This is a genomic window from uncultured Maricaulis sp., from assembly GCF_963976135.1.
Classification (GTDB): domain Bacteria; phylum Pseudomonadota; class Alphaproteobacteria; order Caulobacterales; family Maricaulaceae; genus Maricaulis.
Map to the genome: position 1 here is coordinate 1 of NZ_CAXBKN010000011.1, position 18,131 is coordinate 18,131.

Genomic DNA, 18,131 nt, shown 5'->3' on the forward strand with positions numbered 1-18,131 from the left:
TTCAGGGATCACTCCGCCCCGCGCGGGGCGGGAGAGAACCGGGCGACGCCACAATCGCGATCAAAACCACGTGCCATCCCGGCCGGATGCCCGGACTTGTTCCGGGCCCCTCTTTACTCAGGAGCAGGCCCCGAGCCGGGGCCCACCCGCTGCTCCAGCTGGTCTTGCGGGTAGGTCCCGGATCTGCGCCCCGCTTATGCGGGGCATCCGTCCGGGATGACAAATGTAATTTACTTCATGTGGTTACAAGGAACTGCCACACCGCCACATCAACGCAAAGTCCGGCAATATTCCCCGCTCTGAACCGCGCCGCCATTGGTCACCGTCCGCGTCGTGAAATCGTAGCAGCCGGGCGTGTCGGACGGGGTGTAGCGGATATAGTGATCCTGGCCCTGATAGCGGTAATCCATGCTGCGGCTGCCATCGGGGTTTTCGGTGAAGACGAGGTTTTCGACCCCGCCCTGGGGTGGGCGTCCCGGCGCGGCGCCGCGGCCATCGGTGGCGGTAAGCGGGGGGACGCGCGGCAGGCGGTCGAAATCGGTGACGACGCCCATCAGGCATTGCACGATATAGGGCGCGTCCGCGGAGGTGTGGTAGCGATAGCCGAATTCCGCGTCGGGCTGGCCATTGCAGACATCCAGCGCGCCGTCGGGGATGGGTGAGCCGTCGGGGTTGTTGTCGCCATAGATCGGGAAACCGTCGAAGGCCCAGCCGAGCACGGCGTCATCGCCGGCATTGGCCATCTGCGCGATCATGCAGGTCGGCTTGACGTGGTAGTGATAATCATCGCCGCGCCCGGCATGGCCGCCGCAGACATCAAGCTGTTGGGTCTGCAGCGTGTCATGATGCGCCTGGTAGTGCGCCAGATCGGCCTGGCTCATCTCGCCGCCACCGGTGTAATCATAGATCGGCACGCCATTGACGGCGACGCCGAGCGCCGCGTCACGGGTCAGCGGTGTTGTGCCCAAGCTCGGCTCCAGCAGGACCGGGGCGGCATAGAAGGCCGGAACCGGGACCTGTTCATTGGTGCCGACAATGCCCGTCATCAATTCATGGTCCGGATAGGTGTCGGAGCTGATGATCGCATGGCCGTCGGTGCAGGTGACGGTGACGCTATCGTGAAACCCGGCCTCGGCGACGGAGCGGGCAATGGCTTCGCAGCGCTGCTGCGGCGAGGCGTCAGCGGCAAGGTCATGGTGATCATCATGCGCGAAGGCGACCGGCGCCGTGGCGACGGTCATGATCAGGGCAACAAGCGGCAGGGCGGAAAAGCGGGGCACGAAGCGGGTTCCTTTCATGGCGGTCTACTCGACGGTCAGGCGGCAGAGCAGCGTATTGCTCTGCTCGAGATCAGGGCCCCAGATCAGGCGCGCTGACGCGTCCCAGTCGATGCGGTCATAGCCCTCCTTGGGCCTCACCTCCTGTTCGGAATATTCGACCGCCTGCGGCCAGTCGCTGGCGTCGAAATCCGCCAGGTCCCAGCCCTGCAGTTCATCCATCGCCTCGAAGGCGCAGGCGCCCTCGCCTGCCACCGGATTGGCCTCGCTCTCGCAGGACTTGTCCAGCGGCGCGGTATGGATCACCAGGCATTGCCAGTCGGCATTGCTGACGGCGACCGGCTCGCCCGCCGCATCACGGATCTGCACGATCACGCCGCCATCACCCATCTGCTGCCGGCCGGTACCGATATATTCCAGACCGCTGTCATTCTGGCGGAAATCCATCGCCACCAGCGCGATCACAAAGGGCCGCTCGGCCAGGAAGCGAAAGCTCTCGGCATTGAAGGAGCGCTCGGTGGTGATCGGCACGCTGTCGACGGCGACCGGAACACCATCAATGCGCATCTCGAACCAGTTATCGGCCCAGACATCCGCGGAATAGGTCTCGGCGAGAAGCGGCGACGTGAAAGCCAGCTACAGGGCCGAGGCGGCGAGAAGACGTTTCATGGCGGGATCCTTGAGGGCTGTTTGTAAGTTAAACGCACCGGGTGGGGAAAACCGTCGATTGGGATGGGGGCGTTGGCGCAGCGGCGAATCGGTCCGGTTGTCGTTTTGCCAACGGATTATCGGGCCCGGCGAGGGGCCGGCCGCCGCCCTGACAGCCAGGCCGTCACCAGCCTCAGGCTTCCGCGCCCACCCGCCGCCGGTTGCCCCTCACCTCCATGCCCTTCGACAAGACCCTTCCGCTGGCATCGACGATCAGTCGCAGGGCGCGGGTCTGGTAGTGGAAGGTGAGTTGGAAACGGCCCTCATCCTCGCCAATGCCGGTGGCGCAACGGCTGGTGATCTCGCCGGCGCGCATCCTGGCCTGGACGCCGGCCTGGTCGAGCGCGAAGGCGGCGGCAATGAGATTGGCGTCGACGGTGAATTCGCCGGCATTGACGGTCACATGGCTCATGGCCCCTACTCCTGTCGCGGCTCAGCTACATTTCGAATAGCCGCAACTGGTGCAGGTGTTGCAGCCTTCCATCTTCACGATGGAGGGTTGATGGCATTTCGGGCAGAGCAGGCCCCGGTCCGGCATGCTGATTTCCTCGACCTCCGCCTTGCCGGCGGCAGCGCGTGCGCTGTCGGGCACGATCTTCAACGCCGGCGCACTTGCGCCATCCAGTGAGTCGAGATGGCGCTCAATGACGCCGCCGATAATGGCCAGCAGGCTGGGCTCGTAGCGGCCACCGACAAAGGCACCGCCCTGCGGGTCGAACACCGCGCCCAATTCCTCGGCAACGAAGCGGACATCGCCGCCGCGCCGGAAGACGGCAGAGATCATCCGCGTCAGAGCCAGGGTCCAGGCGTAATGGTCCATATTCTTCGAATTGATGAAGATCTCGAACGGTTTGCGCGAGCGCACAATCTCGCCATCGGCGCCGGCACTGTCCTCGATGATGTCATTGATGGTGACATAGATGGCGTGCTCGCTGTGCGGCCAGCGGATCTTGTAGGTCTGGCCCGGCAATTCCTCGGGCCGGTTGATGAAGCCGGCCGGCTTGCCCGCATCGGTTGGCGCGGGGGCAGCGGCCGGGGCCGCCGTCTTGGACAGGACCGAGCCGGTCACCTCATTGGGCCGGTAGGTCGTGCAGCCCTTGCAGCCGAGATCATAGGCGAGCCGGTAGACATCCTTGAAGGCTTCGAAATCGATATCCTGCGGCAGGTTGATCGTCTTGGAGATCGAGCTGTCGACCCATTTCTGCGCCGCCGCCTGCATCACGACATGCTCGCGCGGGCTCAGCCCGTCGGCCTCGACGAAATAGTCCGGCAGCGCAGTGTCCTCACCGAACACGCTGCGGAAGGTCAGATAGGCAAAATCCTGGATTTCCTCTTCGACATGCGAGCCATCGGTCTGCAAAACCTTGCGGTTGAAGACATAGCCAAATACCGGCTCGACGCCGCCACTGGTATTATTGGCGTAAAGCGAGATGGTTCCGGTCGGGGCGATCGAGGTGAGATGGCTGTTGCGGATGCCGTGCTCGGCGATCAGGGCCTGAACATCGGCATCGAGCGACTGGACCATCGGCGCCTTGAGATAGTGCTCGGCCTCATAGAGCGGGAATGGGCCCTTCTCGGCGGCCAGCAAGGCGCTGGTGCGATAGGCTTCATTGGCGATGGCGCCGAGCCAGGCATCGACGGCATCGACGGCTTGCTGCGAGCCATAACGGATACCGCACATGATCAGCGCGTCGCCCAGCCCGGTCACACCGAGGCCGAGCCGGCGCTTGTTGAAGGCTTCCTCGCGTTGCTGCTCGAGCGGGAAATTGCTGGAATCGACGACATTGTCCATCATCCGCACCGCGGTCGCGACGCAGGACTTCAGGGCCTCGAGGTCGAGATGCGCCGCGTCGGTAAAGGCATCCGCGACGAAACGGCTGAGATTGACCGAGCCGAGCAGGCAGGCGCCATAGGGCGGCAAGGGTTGTTCGCCGCACGGATTGGTCGCGGCAATCGTCTCGAGCCAGGACAGGTTATTGGTCTGGTTGATCCGGTCGATGAAGATCACGCCCGGCTCGGCATAATCATAGGTCGCGCGCATGATCGCATCCCACAGATCGCAGGCGCGAATGGTGTTGTAGACCGTGCCGTCGAAATGCAGCGGCCAGTCGGCGTCGGCGTCGACCGCTTCGATCAGCGCATCACTGACCAGGACGGAGAGATTGAAATTGCGCAGCCGCGCCTGGTCGCGCTTGGCTTCCACGAAGGCCAGCACATCGGGGTGATGATCGCGCATCACGCCCATCATCGCGCCGCGGCGTGAGCCGGCGCTCATGATGGTCCGGCACATCGCGTCCCACACATCCATGAAGCTCAACGGCCCGCTGGCATCGGCATCGACACCGGCGACGCGGCTGCCCTTGGGGCGGATGGTCGAGAAGTCATAGCCGATCCCGCCGCCCTGCTGCATCGTCAGCGCGGCTTCCTTGAGCATGTCGAATATGCCGCCGAGGCTGTCGGGGATGGTGCCCATCACGAAACAGTTGAACAGGGTCACATTGCGGCCGGTGCCGGCGCCCGAAACGATGCGGCCGGCGGGCAGGAAACGGAAATCCTCCAGCGCCTTGCGGAATTCGCGCTTCCAGTGGGCCGCCTTCTTGCCCTCACAGCGTGACAGAGCATGGGCGATCCGGTCCCAGGTGTCCGCGATCGTCTCGTCGACAACGCCGCTCTCACCGCTCTTGAAGCGGTATTTCATGTCCCAGATATCGGTCGAAATTTTCTGCAGGGCGATCATGGCGTTCTCGGTCAGATGTTGGATGTCAAAACTTCATGCGCCCGCAGATCCGGGCGCCGGACAGGGCTGTGAGACGATTCGTCGGGTGAAGAGTGAACGCGCCGGCCGGCGATTCCACCAGCGCCCATCATGCCGCACCCCGTGCACCGGCCGCCGGCCGGTCACGCTCGCCCGCTCACGGCCTGGCCCAATGTCCATTGGCGGCAGAAATGGTCGCAAAATGGGTGGCGACGACGGCACTCACGGCAATCAGGGAATCGGCATTCTCGGCATAATCCGGCCGCAGACGGTCACGGGTCGCCGCGTCGGCCTGGGTTTTCTTGACGGTCATCCGGGCCAGTTTGAGCGCCAGCTCATAGCCCTCACTCGGGGTCGCGGTCTGCAGGGTGGGAAGCCAGTTATCCATCGGGGGAATCTCCTGTTCAAAGGGCGGGGATTGATGCGTGCGCCAGCGGCGGCAAGGCCACTTCGGCGAGCGTGGAGCGGTCCAGCTCGGCCAGAAACGCCGTCTCGGCGCTGCCCAGGCGGGCCTTGAGACGGCATTGCGGGCTGATCGAACAGCTACCGCCATCGGCCGCGAAGCAATTGACCAGCGCCTGGTCGCTCTCCAGCACGCGGACAATATCGCCCAGGCTGATCTTGTCGGCGGCCCGGCCGAGCCTGGCGCCGCCACCGCCGCCGCGCCGGGTGACAACAATCCCGGCCTGCGCCAGGGCGGCCATGATCTTGGTCAGGTGATGGCGCGAGAGGTCAAACTCGCCGGCAAGCTCGGCCGTGGAGAAGGCGCGGTCCGGCTCCGACGCCATGCGCATCAGCGCCCGCAGGCCAAAATCGGTAAAGGAGGTCAGGCGCATCGGGTTACGACTCACAATTGGTATTTACAATACCTATTAGCAAGGTCTATCGATGATGCAAGTCCTCGATACGGAATCCGCCGCCATGCCCGCCCCTGTCTCGCCGCCCGTTTCCAGCGCCCGTCCGCAAATGACGGCCGATCTGATGGCCCGGACGGGTCTCGATGAGGCGATGCTGGAACGCCTCGTTCACGGCTTCTATGACCGCGTGCGCGCCGACGCGCTGCTGGGCCCGGTCTTTGCCGAACGTATTGATGACTGGGGCCCGCATCTCGAACGCATGGTGGAATTCTGGTCATCGGTCGCGCTGATGACCGGCCGCTATCATGGTGCCCCCATGCCCAAGCATCTGCCCTTGCCCGTGGCGGCGGAACATTTCGTGCGCTGGCTTGAGCTTTTCCGCCTCACCGCAGGCGAGGTCTGCCCGCCGGCCGGGGCCGACTGGGTGATCGAGCGGGCCGAACGCATCGCCACATCCATCCACATGAATATCGAAACGGCGCGGGACCGCGATGGCCGAGCCGCGCCGCCAACCCCGTCTGAACCGGAGAGACTGTCATGACCGAAGACCTGCCCCCCGACGACCCCGCCGCCCTGACCAGCTTCATCGAAGCGCGCTACCATGCCAGGCACCGCGAAGACCTGCCTGATCTGACCGCCATGGCGCTTCGGGTCGAGCGCGTCCATGCCGATGCACCCAAGGCCCCGCTGGGACTGGCGGCCATATTGCAGACCATGATTGGCGAGCTGGAGGTCCATATGAAGAAGGAGGAGTTGATTCTCTTCCCGGCCATACGCCGCGGCGGCGCCAGCGGGCTTGAAAACCCGATCGCCGTCATGCGCGCCGACCACAAGGACCATGAGGCAATGATCGCGCAAATTCGCGCCCTGACCGATAATCTGACCCTGCCCGAAGGCGCCTGCCGCACCTGGACCGGGCTGTATGAAGGCCTGGCGCGTTTTCTCGATGATTTCGACGCCCATCTTCAGCTTGAAAACGAGGTCTTGTTTCCGCAATTCGAACCGGCGACGGCCTGACACTGCGATGGGCATGGCCGCCGCGGGGCCATTTGCCGTGTCGATCGCGCATTGCGCCGCATCGCAAATTGTAATGGTGATTTTGCGGACGCAAATCGGGATCGGGCCAGGATTGCGCTTTGCCAGCCGGCCCGTCCAAACCGCCTCGTGCGGCTGCAGCGCCTGATTCTCGACGGCGCCCTCGCGCTCATCGCGGTCAACCGGTTTGCCTATGGCCTGCTGTGAACGCTGAGGATTGTCCGCGCGCTGCCGGATCAATATCGGCGCGGTCGCGATCACGCCGCTTGTATTTCGCGAATGGACGCCGGAAACCGTGATGGAGCGGGGTTTCTGGAATATTCCCGTCCCGGCATCCGGCCATGCCCTGCTGCCCGACCTGATCCTGTCGCCACTGGTCGGCTGGGATAGCGGCGGTTACCGCCTGGGCTATGGCGGTGGCTATTTCGACCGCACACTGGCGGCCCTGACACCGCGCCCGCCAGCGATCGGCATCGGCCTCGACGCCGCCCAGATCGCGACCATTTTTGCCCAGCCCAATGATATCGCCATGCAGGCCATCGTGACCGAGAGCGGGATCGCACCGCTGCAGTCCAGCGCCTGACGGGCTGGGCAGGTGACGAGCCATCATCAATCCGGACGCCAAGCCGGGCATACTTTGCCACTGCGCCTCGAACCCGCGGCGCGCTACCATTGGGCGCCGGGTTTCACCGGTCCACTTTTCAGTAGCGCGCGAAGTGAACAGCGTTCACTATGGCGCTTCACTTTCAGGATGCCCCGATGACCACCCCGCACGCCGCCAAGACCACCCCCGATGATCTCACCATCACCCCGCGCGATATCCATTTCGCGACCCAAGCCGCCCATAACAAGGCCTGGCTGGGCGGCGATCCGGTGGCGACGGCGGTGTTCAATGCGATGTCTTTGACCTTCCCTGATGGCGAGCGCCTGTTCATGGATGCGGTGCGCCACTACCGGGGCGAGCTCTCGGGCAAGCTGCTGGAGGATGCCCGAGCCTTCATCAAGCAGGAGGCGATCCATTCGCGTGAGCATGTCGCCCTCAATGGCGGGCTCGACCGGGATCACTATCCGATCGATGCGATCGAGGCAGAGATCCGCGACCGGATCCGCATCACCCGCGAGCGCGGGCCGATCGCCATGCTTTCGGTGACCATCGCGCTGGAGCATTTCACCGCGATGATGGCCGATGTGACGCTGGAGGATGGCAGCGTGTTCGAGGGCACGCATGAGGACATATTGCGCCTGTGGCAATGGCATGCGCTGGAGGAGAGCGAGCACAAGGCCGTCGCCTTTGACGTCTTCCAGCAGGTCACGCAAGACTGGACGCCGCGTCAGCGCTATTTTCTACGCACCCGGGTGATGGCGCTGGTGACCCTGCTCTTCACCTCGAATATCAGCCGCTATGCCTCGAAACTCCTGATCGCCGACGGCGTCAGCCCCTGGACAGCGCGGGCGCGGGTCTTGTGGTATCTGCTGTTCAAACCGGGCCTGTTCCGCAAGGGCTGGCGCACCTATTGGGCCTGGTACAGGCCGGGCTTTCATCCCTGGGACCATGATAATCGCGCCACGATTGCCGCCTGGCAGGACAGGTTTTCCCCGGAAGGTGCCGAGGCCGGGACCGCCTGATTAGCGCTTGCCCGCCCGCACCGTGCGTGCTGTGCTTTCCCGGCAGGCAGCACGGGGAGCGCCATGATGCGGATACTGGCCATTGTCGCGGCATTGATCGTCGCCATCGAACATGCCGGCTTTCTGGTGCTGGAGATGTTCCTCTGGCAGGAAGAAGCCGGGATGCAGGTCTTCGGCCTCACCGCCGAACAGGCCGCACAGACCGCCACGCTCGCCGCCAATCAGGGCCTGTATAACGGTTTCCTCGCCGCCGGACTGGTCTGGAGCGTGCTGCGCGGCAATCGCGAATTCCTGCGCTTCTTCCTGCTCTGCGTCATCGCGGCGGGCGTGTTCGGGGCGATGACGGCGAGCCCGGCGATCCTTTACGTCCAGGCGGCCCCGGCGGCGGTGGCGCTGCTGCTGAGCTTTGGCTGGAAGCCGCGGCGACTCAGTTTTCGCGGGGCGTAGCCGGGAGCCGGGATGGCCAACGGCCCGCAAAGTCCGGCGATTTTAATACAAACAACAACCAACTTCCCCCGGACCTGTTCCGGGGTCTGCCGGAGAGGAATCCAGCCAGGCTCCAATCCTCCGGCAGGCCCCGGAATTCGCTACGCTCCTCCGGGGAAAATAGTGTGTTGGTGTTGAGGGTTGTGCCTGACGGAAGCCGGCCAATGCCGGGCAGAGCCCCCCCTCTCACCCCTCAAGCCGCATAGCTCACCACCTCAAACTCGATGCCGTTGCCGTCGTAGAAATAAAACCGCCGGCCCGGCTCGTAATTGCCATGGTTTTCGCTTTGATAGCCGGCGGCGAGGACGCGGGCCTCGGTGGCGTCGAGATCATCAACGACGATGGCGACATGGTTGAGATTGGCCTGGCGGGCGGCGCTGCGTGCGTCGGCCGGCTCGGGCGTTCTGGCGCCGTAGAGCGCGAGATACTGGTCATCCGTGCCGACATGGACGGTGTGGCCGCCATTGGCCGAGGGGCCGCTCCAGCGGATGTGCCAGCCGAACAGGTCGCACAGCATGGCGGCGGTTTCGGGCGGGTTGGCGACGGTGAAATTGACGTGTTCCAGCAGGCCTGTCGTCATGGGGTTTCCTCTTCTGACGCGTGCAAATGCCGGCCCCCGATTCAAGCAATGGATTCGAGCGATGGGCCGGTCGATTTGCCAAGCCTAATTGCTCAACCTAAGTTGAGGTCAAGCTATTGTTTGCAGCGAGACCCGGGGGCGAAAACCATGCGTGCAACAGATCTGATTCCGATCGGCAAACTCGCCGCCCGGGTCGGCGTCTCCGTTTCGGCGGTGCGGTTCTATGAAGCCAGGGGACTGATCCGCGCCGGACGCAATGCCGGCGGCCAGCGGCGCTTTGTCCGCTCCGATGTGCGCCGCCTCTCCTTCGTGCTGATCGCGCAGCAATTGGGCTTCTCGATCCAGGAGATCGGCGAGCGCCTCGCCACCCTGCCCGAGGGCCGCACGCCCAATGCGGCCGACTGGGCGAAGATCAGTGCCAGCTTCCGCGACGCCCTGGAGGAACGCATCATGCGCCTCACCGCCCTGCGCGACCGGCTCGATGGCTGTATCGGTTGCGGCTGTCTCTCACTGGAAAAATGCGCCCTCTACAATCCGGATGATCGCGCCGCCCGGCTTGGCGCGGGGCCGCGATATTTGCTGGGGGATGCGCCGAAGATTTGAGCTTTGAAAGCGGCGGCGATCTCTCCCCTCAACATCAAATTTTGTCATCCCGGCCGGGATGACAAGCCATTTGATTTATTGAAGAAAACTGCTGGCTCCGCGCTCGTGAATTTCAGCCTTTAAACCCCATCGCGATCAAAAATGTCTCGGCGCTTTCTGAGCGGCTTGAGGCCGGTTTGAAATGGCGGACCTTGGCGAATTTTTGCTTGAGCTGTTCGAGCAGTTCGCCCTCGGCGCCGCCCTGGAAGACCTTGGCGATGAAGAAACCGCCCGGCTTGAGCGTCTCAAATGCAAACAGCGTCGCCAGTTCAACCAGGCCGACAATGCGGACATGGTCGGTATTCTTGTGGCCGGTGGTCCAGGGTGCCAGATCGGAGATGACGCCATCGGCGGGACCGCCCATCGCCGCCTTGACCATGTCGGGCGCGTCGTCCTCGGTGAAATCCTTCTCGAAAATCGTCGCGCCATCGATCGGGTCGATGGGGAGGAGATCGATGCCGATCACCTCGCTGACGCCCTTCTTGACGCAGACCTGCAGCCAGCCGCCCGGCGCCGAGCCGAGATCGACAATGCGCATGCCCGGCTTGATGAAGTGGAAGCGCTCATCGAGCTCGATCAGCTTGTAGGCGGCGCGGGAGCGATAGCCCTCCATCTGGGCCTTCTTGACATAGGGGTCATTGAGCTGGCGCTGTAGCCAGTTCTTCGACGAGGTCTTGCGGCCGCGCGCGGTCTTGACGCGCTCGAACATCTGTTTCGAGGCGCGGCTGTCACCGCCCTTGGTGACCGGCCCGCCGACCCGGCGGCGGCGTTTATTGTCGTCAACCGGCGGTGTATCACCGGCGGGCTTGTTGTCGTCTTCGTCCGAAGGTCCACTCATGTGCTGGTCTCTCCCGGCGATTTCTTCCTGCGGCGGCGTGATTTGTTACGGCGCATCAGATTGAGCAACAAGCCCTCGCGCAGGCCGCGATCACCGACGCGCAGGTTTTCCGCCGGCCACAGCTCGGCGACGGCTTCATAGATCGCGCAGCCCGCCAGGACCAGCTCGGCCCGGTCATGGCCGATCGTCGGCTCCTTCGAACGGCCCGCCAGATCGAGCAGGCGCAACCGGGTGCAGGCGGCCTCGGCCTCGGCGCAACTCATCCACAACCCATCGACCTTGGCGCGCTCATAGCGCGGCAGGCGCAAATGCACGCCGGCGATCGAGGTCACCGTACCGGATGTGCCGACCAGATGCGCCCGGCCTTCCGAGAAAAGCGAGCGCATGGAACGCGCGCCGCGCGGCGTCTTCATCAGCTGGCGCGCATAGGATTTCATATCATTATACCAGGCTTCGCGATCCTCGCGCTCGGGGAAACGCTCTGCCAGCGTAACGACGCCAACCGGTGTCGAGGTCCAGGAGCGCATCGGCGGACGGCCGCCGCTCTGCAGCCCGCCGCGCTCGCGCCAGGCGGCCAGATCGACCCAGGACAATTCGGTTGAACCGCCGCCAATATCAATCACCAGCGCCGCATCCTTCTCCTCATCGAGCAGGTCGAGACAGCCATGCAAGGCCAGGCGCGCTTCCTCCTCGGGGGTGATGAGGTCGAAGGCGATACCGGTCTCCGCCTTCACCCGTTCGAGGAATTCAACGCCATTGCTGGCCTCGCGGCAGGCCTGGGTGGCAATCGCCCGGTGGCGGATCTGGGCGTGACGGCCGAGTTTGTCGGCACAGACCCGCAAGGCATCAACGGCCCGGTCCATGGCACCCTCGGAGAGCACGCCATGCGCATTCAGCCCCTCGCCGAGACGAACGACGCGTGAAAACGCATCAATGACCTGAAACCCGCCGCTCGTGCGTTGTGCGAGCAGCATGCGGCAATTATTCGTACCCAGATCGATCGCGCCGTACACTGGAATGGTCGGCCGACGCCGTCCGCTCCGCTTGCGTGCGGCGGATCCAGTCCCCGGATCGTCCGGGGGCGAAGGCTCCGCCATGTCAGTCCTCTCGCCAGTACGGTGCGCCGGCAAAGGCTGGTGCAACACGATCTGGCCCAATTTTTTCTTCATGATCAGCATACGCGTCTTCCACAAGGCCGCAAGGCGGCGTAACGCAAGCGGGCCCCGACCGGGGGCTGGGCCCCCGCCGCACCGACTGCGATTGGCCTACAGGAAATTAACCGGCAAGGTTCAGAGTGTTGTGATGGAAATGCGAGAAGCAAAATTCGGGCTCGGCGATATCGTCCGCCACCGCCTCTACCCGTTTCGCGGCGTGGTCGTTGATGTCGACGCCGAATTTTCCAATACCGAGGAATGGTATGAGTCGATCCCGGCCGAAGTCCGGCCCGATCGCGACCAGCCCTTCTATCACTTGCTGGCCGAGAATGAGGACAGCTATTACGGCGCCTATGTCTCGGAGCAGAACCTGCTGCCGGACGCCGAAAACGGCCCGATCAGCCACCCGCAGATCGACGAGGCTTTCGAGGCCTTCGACGGCACCCGCTACATTCTGCGCGACCTGCCGCAAGTCTCCAATTAACCAGGCATAAACCCTGTTTTCACCGGGTTCGGGCCTGCTGCCCTCGCACGCCCCGTCTGGCCCGTGACTTGCTGTCATCGGGGTCTATGCCCGGATTGGCACATCCGGGACCGGAACGAGGAGCACGGCCGATGACTGACAAGCGGAATATGGGGATCGATACGCTGCGCGGCCTGGCCTGCGTCCTGCTGGTGGCCTTCCACGTCATTGGTGAAGCGCCCGAGCACGGCCTGCGTCTCGACTGGGATCACCCCTTCGCCATGTTCTCGGCCCTGTTCTTCCATCTGCGCATGCCGCTGTTCGCGATGCTGTCAGGCTTTGTCTATGCCTATCGTCCGATCCACCGCGGTGAAGGCGGCAAATTCCTCACCGGCAAGGCGCGCCGCCTGGTCCTGCCCTATCTGTTCGCCGCCACGGCCTTCGCGGTGGTCAATACCGTGCTCGGCGGCGCTTTCGCCGTGCCGCTGGGCGAGTTCTGGCAGGTCTATCTGGAACCCTATGCACATTTCTGGTTCCTGCACTCCATCCTGACGATCTTCCTCGTCATCGCCGCGCTGGACTGGATCTGGCCGCGCGCACCACTGCAGGTCGCGATCGGCTTCCTGGTGGTCACATCCCTGCTTTTCCTCACCCCGTTCGGCGGCGAGATCAAACTCTTCTCCTTCTTCCAGACGCCCTATCTGGCGCCCTTCTTCGCGCTCGGCCTGGTGATCAACCGGATGGAAATGGCCAAGGTCGAGGGGCTTTCGCGCCAACTCGTCTCGACCGTGCTGGTCGGCGGCCTGGTCACGATGTTCGCGGTGCACGCCTATATCGTACTGTCAGATCCGGGCCATGAACTGCTGCGCCGCGACTTCGTCGCGCTGGGCCTCGGCCTGTGCTTCTCCGGTGCGCTGATCATGCACCGCTTCACGATCGCGCCGCTGGCCTGGGTCGGCCAGTATTCCTTCTCGATCTATCTCTACCACATGTTCGGCGCGCTCGGCCTGCAGATGGTCTATAATTTCATCGGCATGCCCGACGCCTCGCTGGGCCTGGCGCTCGGCATGATTGCCGGCCTTGGCGCACCGATTGTGTTCCAGATCGTGACACTTCGTGTGGGTGGCGTCGCGCCCCTGCTGGCGCTGGGACTGAAGTCACGCCGCAAGGCAAGCCCGCGTGCCGCCGCCATCCCGCGTCCGGCCAGCGCGATCTGACAGCGCCGGCAAACGACATGAAAAAGGCCGGGACCGGTAACGGTCCTGGCCTTTCTCATTGATACCGGCTGCGTCAGGGCTCAGGCCTTGACGACTGTCTGTTCAATCGCGCCGAAGATGAGATGTCCGTCGGCATCCTTCATCGAAATGCGGACCGTATCGCCATATTTCATGAAGGGTGTAGAGGGTTTGCCGGTCTTGATGGTCTCGATCATGCGGATTTCCGCGATGCAGGAATAACCGACCCCGCCTTCACTGACCGGCTTGCCGGGGCCGCCATCAAGCTTGTTGGACACGGTGCCTGAACCGACAATCGTGCCGGCGGTCAGCGGGCGCGTCTTGGCCAGATGAGCGATCAGCTGGCCGAAATCAAAGGTCATGTCGGTGCTGCACTCGGCCTTGCCGAACAGTTCGCCATTGTATTTTACCAGCAATTCGCCCTTCAGCTTCTTGCCATCCCAGGCCGTGCCGAGCTCGTCGGGCGTGACCGCAACGGGTGAGAAGGCCGATGGCGGTTTGGACTGGAAGAAGCCGAACCCCTTGGCCAGCTCGCCCGGGATCAGACCGCGCAGGGACACATCATTGACCAGCATCACCAGACGGATCGCCTTGGCGGCTTCGTCGGGCGAGCAACCCGCCGGGGCATCGCCGGTGATGACGGCGATCTCGCCTTCCATGTCACAACCCCAGGCCTCGTCGCCGAGCGGGATATCCGCGCGCGGCGCCAGGAAGGCGTCAGATCCACCCTGATACATCAGCGGATCGGTCCAGAAGGTGGCCGGCATTTCCGCATTGCGGGCCTTGCGCACCAATTCGACGTGATTGACATAGGCCGAGCCATCGGCCCACTGATAGGCGCGCGGCAGCGGCGACAGGGCGTCGCGCTCGTGAAAGCGTTCCGACGGCACCGTCTCGCGCTCAAGCTGCTCGGCCAGCGAGCGCAGTTCCGGCTCGCAGCGTTCCCAGTCATCGAGCGCCGCCTGCAGGGTCGGCGCGATCAGGCTGGCATCGGTGCACCAGGCCAGATCCTTCGATACAACAACAAGCTTTCCATCGCGATGGCCGTTTTTGAGCGAGGCGAGTTTCATGTGCGTTGACTTCCCTTCTTGTGAATTCCCAAAGGCTTGCCTGCGGCCAGTGTGGCCCAAGCCGCGTCAGTTCGCCAGCACTGGATGCGGCATGCCTCCCGCGCGTGGCGAGGCCGGAAACAGGCCATAACTCCATTGGATGACCGCATCGAGCGCCGGCCCGAGCGCCGCCGCTGCCTGCTCAGCTTCCGCAGCCCGGCGCTCGGCACTATAGGCCTGCGCCTGATCCTTGGAGTCCCGCGCGAAGATCGGGCCCGACGCCATCTGGCGTGCGTGCTCGCCGCCCAGGCCAAGGCCAAGGAAATCATCAACCGCAATCAGGGCCGGTTCGGGCGCGTGCAGAAAACGGTCGCCATCGAGTGAGGCGACATGTTCGGGGCCATGTGTGCGGGCCGCTTCGAGAAAGCTGGCCACCTGCATGTGCCAGACCAGGGCTGCGATCTGAAGGTCGGTAAGCTTGAGCAATTCGCGCGGCTGTGTCCGGGCGATCGGATGGCCATCCATCGCGAAAATCGTGAATAATTGCCGCGCAAAAGCCCGCCCCGGTTCTCCCTTCTTGGCGATCGAGAGGAGGAAGGCACGCAGCTCGGAATAGAGCAGCAAATGCCGCGCATCCGGCAGGAGGGCAGCGACATCACCGATCAGATTATTGACGGTATTGGTCGGCTTGATCGTGACATGTTCGCGCCGCACGAAGGGGCGTGCCAGGAGCGCCAGCACCGGTCCAAGCTCGCGCTGCAGCGCCTCGGCACCCTGGGTGCGTTTCATATTGGCCAGGCTCATCAGCACGGCCGGCTCTCTCAGGCTGAGATTGCTGCCAGGCTTGTCGAGGCAGCGCGCCAGCAGGGTCGAGCCGCAAAACGCCGTGTGCCAGATGAAGCGCGGCGCCCGTTTCGGTGCCACGAGGCTGGCGAAATCGCTGACGGGGTGTGCCGCCTGCGCGGCTCCCGACCGGTCCCAGCGATCATCGAGAAAGGCTTCCTCGACCAGCGCCTTGCGGCTGATCCGGCTCAAGCGCAATGCATGGCTATTGGCGTCGTGCGCATCGGGAAACCAGAGCGGATCGGCGGCGATCTGCGGTGGTTTGCTCACGGCGCCACCGGCAGGAATACACCATCATCACTCATCCATTCCAGAATGCCCGAAGCGATCGAGAAGCGGGCACCGTGCAATTGCATGCCGCGATTCTTGATCGCCTCCGTGACAAAGGGGAATTGGTGCAGTCGCCGGACCGAATGCTCCACCGCCAGCAATTCCATATGGTCACACACCATTGCCAGATTTGCATCGCCAACCTTGGCGATCACCTCGGCGCGAGCCGGTTCGAGCGGCTCCAGCCAGGGGCCGAGAAACTGGCTCTCCAGCTTTTCGAGCCCGATGGCGCAGGCCTCGATTCCGCCACACTGACCATGGCCCATCACCACGATATGCTCGACCGCCAGGCGCCCGACTGCGAATTCAAGCGCCGCGGAGACGCCGTGGCGCCCACCATCGAGATCGATTTGCGGCACGAGATTGGCGACATTGCGCACAACGAAAAGATCGCCCGGATGGGCACCGAAAATATGCACCGGATCGACGCGGCTGTCGGAGCAGGCGATCACGAGCGTGTGGGGTTTCTGGCCCGCGCTCAGCGCCTGGTAGAGCGCGCGTTCCTGCGGATAGCTCTGGGCCCGGAAGCGGCGATAGCCTGCGGCGAGTTTGGGTGGAGGGCCTTGGGTCATCAGTCCTCATTTCGGCTCTGCGCCCCGCATGCGACGGGGCTGGCGGCGATTGTTCACAGGCCTGGCACAGCACTGCAGACGGCGCGAACCGATGTTTTACTGGCAAAACCGAGTTTTTAGAAGACAGCTGTGTCAGCACAAAAACGGGCCGGAGCGGTGGCTCCGGCCCGTTTTCAGGCGGTGATGTGGCCCGTGGCCCGTAGAGGGGCGTTCAGGCCTAGTTACATTGTGCGAGCGCAAGATTCGCCCGGACTTCATCTTCATTGCCGGCCAGGGCTGCGGCAGCCGTGAAATCGAGGCTCGCAGCGGCATGATCGCCGGCCAGCCATCGGGCCGCACCGCGATTATTGACCGCACGCCAGGCGTCCGGCGCAAGCTCGACGGCCGCATTGCAGGCCTCGGCGGCCTCAGCCAGATCGCCATTGGCCGCATAGGCATAGCAGAGATTGCTCAGAGCGGCGCCGCGATGACGCGGTGAACCGCGGGACTCCGCCAGGTCATTGCCGAAATGGATCGCCTCACGCCAGTCGCTGCGGCTGAGGGCATTATACTGGGCCCGCACGGAACCATTCGCAGTTCTGTGGGCCGCGAATTGTGGCTCGGCATCGCAGGCCTGGGCCTGGGCACCAGCCGTTACGCCGGCGAGCATCACGGTCGCGAGAAGGATTGAACGAAACATTGGAAACTCCATTTATGAACACTGTTCAGTTTGCAAACTAAGTTCTTCGAATGGAATTGACGAATTCAGGATCATCGATATACGTATTTGAATGGAAGATTGGTCCGACTATCTCGTCTGCCTCGCGATTTCCGAAGCAGGCAGCCTCACCGCCGCGGCGCAGCAGCTCGGCGTCAGCCAGCCAACCGTGACCCGGCGCCTGCAGGCGCTGGAACAACGGCTTGGCGAACCGGTGTTTGAACGCGAGAACGGGCAATCGCGATTGACGCCCCTTGGGCAGAAAATCATCGCCCATGCAGCGCGCATGCGCGAAGAGGCCTCGGCCATTGAGCGCGCCGTCATCGCCCAGGACCAGAGCCTGTCGGGGCTGGTCATCATTTCTGCCTCTGAAGGCATTGGTGCCGACTGGTTGCCGCGCGCCCTCGCCAGCTTTCACCACAAGAACCCCGGGATCGGTATCGAGATATCGATCAAGAATCACCCGGCCAATCTCGCGGACCGCGAGGCCGATATTGCGCTGCGCTGGAATGGACCGGGCAGCCAGCAGAGCCTGGTCGGCCGCCGCGGCGCGACAGTCGGTGCCGGTCTCTATGCCTCAAAGGCCTATCTGGAACGGAAAGGCTGCCCGACCCGTGTCGAGGACCTCGCCGACCACACGTGTGTTGGCTGGTCGATGGGCGATTATTTCGGTTGGCCGACCACCGATGAGGGCGCACCGGTCGTGCCCAATCATGTTGCCTTTCGCGCCGGCAGTCCGGCCACCCATGTCCGCGGCATTGAGGCCGGGTTCGGGATCGGCGTAACCTCGCACCGGCTGGCGCGTCAGCATCGCGGGGTTGAGCGCGTCCTGCCGGATTTCAACTCATCGCTCGATCTCTGGGTGGTGGCGCATGAAACCGTGCGCAAGAGCGCGCGGATCCGCGCCGCCTTTGATCACATCATCGAACAGATGACCGCCGACAATGCCTATTTCAGCCGCGGCGCGGCTTCGGTGCTGTGACG

The 18,131-nt window shown here is 63.8% G+C and carries 22 protein-coding genes; 9 read left to right on the top strand and 13 right to left on the bottom strand.

Annotation, left to right across the window (positions count from 1 at the left end):
• Positions 1-269 precede the first annotated feature (269 nt).
• The 6 genes from AAC023_RS02650 to AAC023_RS02675 form a co-directional block, all read right to left on the bottom strand.
• Positions 270-1,298, bottom strand: coding sequence for a YHYH protein (locus tag AAC023_RS02650; RefSeq protein ID WP_339737843.1), 1,029 nt, complete (start codon positions 1,296-1,298; stop codon positions 270-272).
• 6 nt (positions 1,299-1,304) lie between these two features.
• Positions 1,305-1,844, bottom strand: a complete 540-nt coding sequence (locus tag AAC023_RS02655) for a hypothetical protein (protein WP_339737845.1) — start codon at positions 1,842-1,844, stop codon at positions 1,305-1,307.
• 274 nt (positions 1,845-2,118) lie between these two features.
• Positions 2,119-2,397 (bottom strand): DUF6522 family protein, encoded by a 279-nt coding sequence (locus tag AAC023_RS02660; RefSeq protein ID WP_339737847.1) that lies wholly within the window; start codon positions 2,395-2,397, stop codon positions 2,119-2,121.
• A gap of 21 nt (positions 2,398-2,418) precedes the next feature.
• Positions 2,419-4,722, bottom strand: coding sequence for an adenosylcobalamin-dependent ribonucleoside-diphosphate reductase (locus tag AAC023_RS02665; protein WP_339737849.1), 2,304 nt, complete (start codon positions 4,720-4,722; stop codon positions 2,419-2,421).
• Between the two features lie 175 nt (positions 4,723-4,897).
• Entirely contained in the window at positions 4,898-5,128 is a 231-nt protein-coding gene (locus tag AAC023_RS02670; protein ID WP_339737851.1) for a hexameric tyrosine-coordinated heme protein, read from the bottom strand.
• Between the two features lie 16 nt (positions 5,129-5,144).
• Positions 5,145-5,576: an Rrf2 family transcriptional regulator gene (locus AAC023_RS02675; RefSeq protein WP_339737853.1), complete on the bottom strand. Its 432-nt coding sequence runs from the start codon at positions 5,574-5,576 to the stop codon at positions 5,145-5,147.
• Between the two features lie 52 nt (positions 5,577-5,628).
• Between AAC023_RS02675 and AAC023_RS02680 the strand changes: the two genes are divergently transcribed.
• The 5 genes from AAC023_RS02680 to AAC023_RS02700 all read left to right on the top strand — a co-directional run bounded on the left by AAC023_RS02680 (position 5,629) and on the right by AAC023_RS02700 (position 8,705).
• The gene (locus tag AAC023_RS02680; RefSeq protein WP_339737855.1) at positions 5,629-6,138 is read left to right on the top strand and encodes a group III truncated hemoglobin; all 510 of its coding nucleotides are present in this window, start codon (positions 5,629-5,631) and stop codon (positions 6,136-6,138) included.
• A complete protein-coding gene (locus tag AAC023_RS02685; RefSeq protein WP_339737857.1) occupies positions 6,135-6,614 on the top strand; it encodes a hemerythrin domain-containing protein in 480 nt (159 codons plus the stop codon). The genes AAC023_RS02680 and AAC023_RS02685 overlap by 4 nt, the downstream gene beginning before the upstream one ends.
• Positions 6,615-6,849: 235 nt before the next feature.
• Positions 6,850-7,215, top strand: a complete 366-nt coding sequence (locus tag AAC023_RS02690) for a 5-formyltetrahydrofolate cyclo-ligase (RefSeq protein WP_339737859.1) — start codon at positions 6,850-6,852, stop codon at positions 7,213-7,215.
• 176 nt (positions 7,216-7,391) lie between these two features.
• The gene (locus AAC023_RS02695; RefSeq protein ID WP_339737861.1) at positions 7,392-8,258 is read left to right on the top strand and encodes a metal-dependent hydrolase; all 867 of its coding nucleotides are present in this window, start codon (positions 7,392-7,394) and stop codon (positions 8,256-8,258) included.
• 63 nt (positions 8,259-8,321) lie between these two features.
• Positions 8,322-8,705 carry a DUF1304 domain-containing protein gene (locus AAC023_RS02700; RefSeq protein ID WP_339737863.1) on the top strand — a complete coding sequence of 128 codons (384 nt, stop codon included), beginning with the start codon at positions 8,322-8,324 and terminating at the stop codon, positions 8,703-8,705.
• Between the two features lie 232 nt (positions 8,706-8,937).
• Here AAC023_RS02700 and AAC023_RS02705 read toward each other — a convergent pair whose 3' ends face one another.
• Positions 8,938-9,324, bottom strand: coding sequence for a VOC family protein (locus AAC023_RS02705; RefSeq protein WP_339737865.1), 387 nt, complete (start codon positions 9,322-9,324; stop codon positions 8,938-8,940).
• A 147-nt stretch (positions 9,325-9,471) separates the two neighbouring features.
• Between AAC023_RS02705 and soxR the strand changes: the two genes are divergently transcribed.
• Entirely contained in the window at positions 9,472-9,927 is a 456-nt protein-coding gene (soxR, locus tag AAC023_RS02710; protein WP_339737867.1) for a redox-sensitive transcriptional activator SoxR, read from the top strand.
• Between the two features lie 112 nt (positions 9,928-10,039).
• Here the strand turns inward: soxR and AAC023_RS02715 are convergent, their stop codons facing one another.
• The gene (locus AAC023_RS02715; protein ID WP_339737869.1) at positions 10,040-10,804 is read right to left on the bottom strand and encodes an RlmE family RNA methyltransferase; all 765 of its coding nucleotides are present in this window, start codon (positions 10,802-10,804) and stop codon (positions 10,040-10,042) included.
• Positions 10,801-11,778, bottom strand: coding sequence for a Ppx/GppA phosphatase family protein (locus tag AAC023_RS02720; RefSeq protein WP_339737871.1), 978 nt, complete (start codon positions 11,776-11,778; stop codon positions 10,801-10,803). Before AAC023_RS02720 ends, AAC023_RS02715 begins: the two co-directional genes overlap by 4 nt.
• Before the next feature lie 328 nt (positions 11,779-12,106).
• Here AAC023_RS02720 and hspQ point away from each other — a divergent pair, with 328 nt between their 5' ends.
• A complete protein-coding gene (gene hspQ, locus AAC023_RS02725; protein WP_339737873.1) occupies positions 12,107-12,442 on the top strand; it encodes a heat shock protein HspQ in 336 nt (111 codons plus the stop codon).
• A gap of 131 nt (positions 12,443-12,573) precedes the next feature.
• The gene (locus AAC023_RS02730; RefSeq protein ID WP_339737875.1) at positions 12,574-13,638 is read left to right on the top strand and encodes an acyltransferase; all 1,065 of its coding nucleotides are present in this window, start codon (positions 12,574-12,576) and stop codon (positions 13,636-13,638) included.
• An 80-nt stretch (positions 13,639-13,718) separates the two neighbouring features.
• Here the strand turns inward: AAC023_RS02730 and AAC023_RS02735 are convergent, their stop codons facing one another.
• The 4 genes from AAC023_RS02735 to AAC023_RS02750 all read right to left on the bottom strand — a co-directional run bounded on the left by AAC023_RS02735 (position 13,719) and on the right by AAC023_RS02750 (position 17,129).
• Positions 13,719-14,726, bottom strand: a complete 1,008-nt coding sequence (locus AAC023_RS02735) for a fumarylacetoacetate hydrolase family protein (protein WP_339737877.1) — start codon at positions 14,724-14,726, stop codon at positions 13,719-13,721.
• A 66-nt stretch (positions 14,727-14,792) separates the two neighbouring features.
• Entirely contained in the window at positions 14,793-15,818 is a 1,026-nt protein-coding gene (locus tag AAC023_RS02740; protein WP_339737879.1) for a hypothetical protein, read from the bottom strand.
• A complete protein-coding gene (locus AAC023_RS02745; RefSeq protein ID WP_339737881.1) occupies positions 15,815-16,450 on the bottom strand; it encodes a carbonic anhydrase in 636 nt (211 codons plus the stop codon). The genes AAC023_RS02740 and AAC023_RS02745 overlap by 4 nt, the downstream gene beginning before the upstream one ends.
• Positions 16,451-16,667: 217 nt before the next feature.
• Positions 16,668-17,129, bottom strand: a complete 462-nt coding sequence (locus AAC023_RS02750) for a tetratricopeptide repeat protein (protein ID WP_339737883.1) — start codon at positions 17,127-17,129, stop codon at positions 16,668-16,670.
• A 91-nt stretch (positions 17,130-17,220) separates the two neighbouring features.
• On the opposite strand from AAC023_RS02750, the gene AAC023_RS02755 reads away from it, so the two are divergent.
• Entirely contained in the window at positions 17,221-18,129 is a 909-nt protein-coding gene (locus AAC023_RS02755) for a LysR family transcriptional regulator (protein WP_339737885.1), read from the top strand.
• The last annotated feature ends 2 nt before the right edge of the window (positions 18,130-18,131 follow it).

Excerpts from the sequence above, each read along its gene's own strand:
- AAC023_RS02650 (WP_339737843.1), bottom strand. The coding sequence starts at position 1,298 with ATGAAAGGAACCCGCTTCGTGCCCCGCTTTTCCGCCCTGCCGCTTGTT.
- AAC023_RS02655 (WP_339737845.1), bottom strand. The coding sequence starts at position 1,844 with ATGCGCATTGATGGTGTTCCGGTCGCCGTCGACAGCGTGCCGATCACC.
- AAC023_RS02660 (WP_339737847.1), bottom strand. The coding sequence starts at position 2,397 with ATGAGCCATGTGACCGTCAATGCCGGCGAATTCACCGTCGACGCCAAT.
- AAC023_RS02665 (WP_339737849.1), bottom strand. The coding sequence starts at position 4,722 with ATGATCGCCCTGCAGAAAATTTCGACCGATATCTGGGACATGAAATAC.
- AAC023_RS02670 (WP_339737851.1), bottom strand. The coding sequence starts at position 5,128 with ATGGATAACTGGCTTCCCACCCTGCAGACCGCGACCCCGAGTGAGGGC.
- AAC023_RS02675 (WP_339737853.1), bottom strand. The coding sequence starts at position 5,576 with ATGCGCCTGACCTCCTTTACCGATTTTGGCCTGCGGGCGCTGATGCGC.
- AAC023_RS02680 (WP_339737855.1), top strand. The coding sequence starts at position 5,629 with ATGATGCAAGTCCTCGATACGGAATCCGCCGCCATGCCCGCCCCTGTC.
- AAC023_RS02685 (WP_339737857.1), top strand. The coding sequence starts at position 6,135 with ATGACCGAAGACCTGCCCCCCGACGACCCCGCCGCCCTGACCAGCTTC.
- AAC023_RS02695 (WP_339737861.1), top strand. The coding sequence starts at position 7,392 with ATGACCACCCCGCACGCCGCCAAGACCACCCCCGATGATCTCACCATC.
- AAC023_RS02700 (WP_339737863.1), top strand. The coding sequence starts at position 8,322 with ATGATGCGGATACTGGCCATTGTCGCGGCATTGATCGTCGCCATCGAA.
- AAC023_RS02705 (WP_339737865.1), bottom strand. The coding sequence starts at position 9,324 with ATGACGACAGGCCTGCTGGAACACGTCAATTTCACCGTCGCCAACCCG.
- soxR (WP_339737867.1), top strand. The coding sequence starts at position 9,472 with ATGCGTGCAACAGATCTGATTCCGATCGGCAAACTCGCCGCCCGGGTC.
- AAC023_RS02715 (WP_339737869.1), bottom strand. The coding sequence starts at position 10,804 with ATGAGTGGACCTTCGGACGAAGACGACAACAAGCCCGCCGGTGATACA.
- AAC023_RS02720 (WP_339737871.1), bottom strand. The coding sequence starts at position 11,778 with ATGCTGCTCGCACAACGCACGAGCGGCGGGTTTCAGGTCATTGATGCG.
- hspQ (WP_339737873.1), top strand. The coding sequence starts at position 12,107 with ATGGAAATGCGAGAAGCAAAATTCGGGCTCGGCGATATCGTCCGCCAC.
- AAC023_RS02730 (WP_339737875.1), top strand. The coding sequence starts at position 12,574 with ATGACTGACAAGCGGAATATGGGGATCGATACGCTGCGCGGCCTGGCC.
- AAC023_RS02735 (WP_339737877.1), bottom strand. The coding sequence starts at position 14,726 with ATGAAACTCGCCTCGCTCAAAAACGGCCATCGCGATGGAAAGCTTGTT.
- AAC023_RS02745 (WP_339737881.1), bottom strand. The coding sequence starts at position 16,450 with ATGACCCAAGGCCCTCCACCCAAACTCGCCGCAGGCTATCGCCGCTTC.
- AAC023_RS02750 (WP_339737883.1), bottom strand. The coding sequence starts at position 17,129 with ATGTTTCGTTCAATCCTTCTCGCGACCGTGATGCTCGCCGGCGTAACG.
- AAC023_RS02755 (WP_339737885.1), top strand. The coding sequence starts at position 17,221 with ATGGAAGATTGGTCCGACTATCTCGTCTGCCTCGCGATTTCCGAAGCA.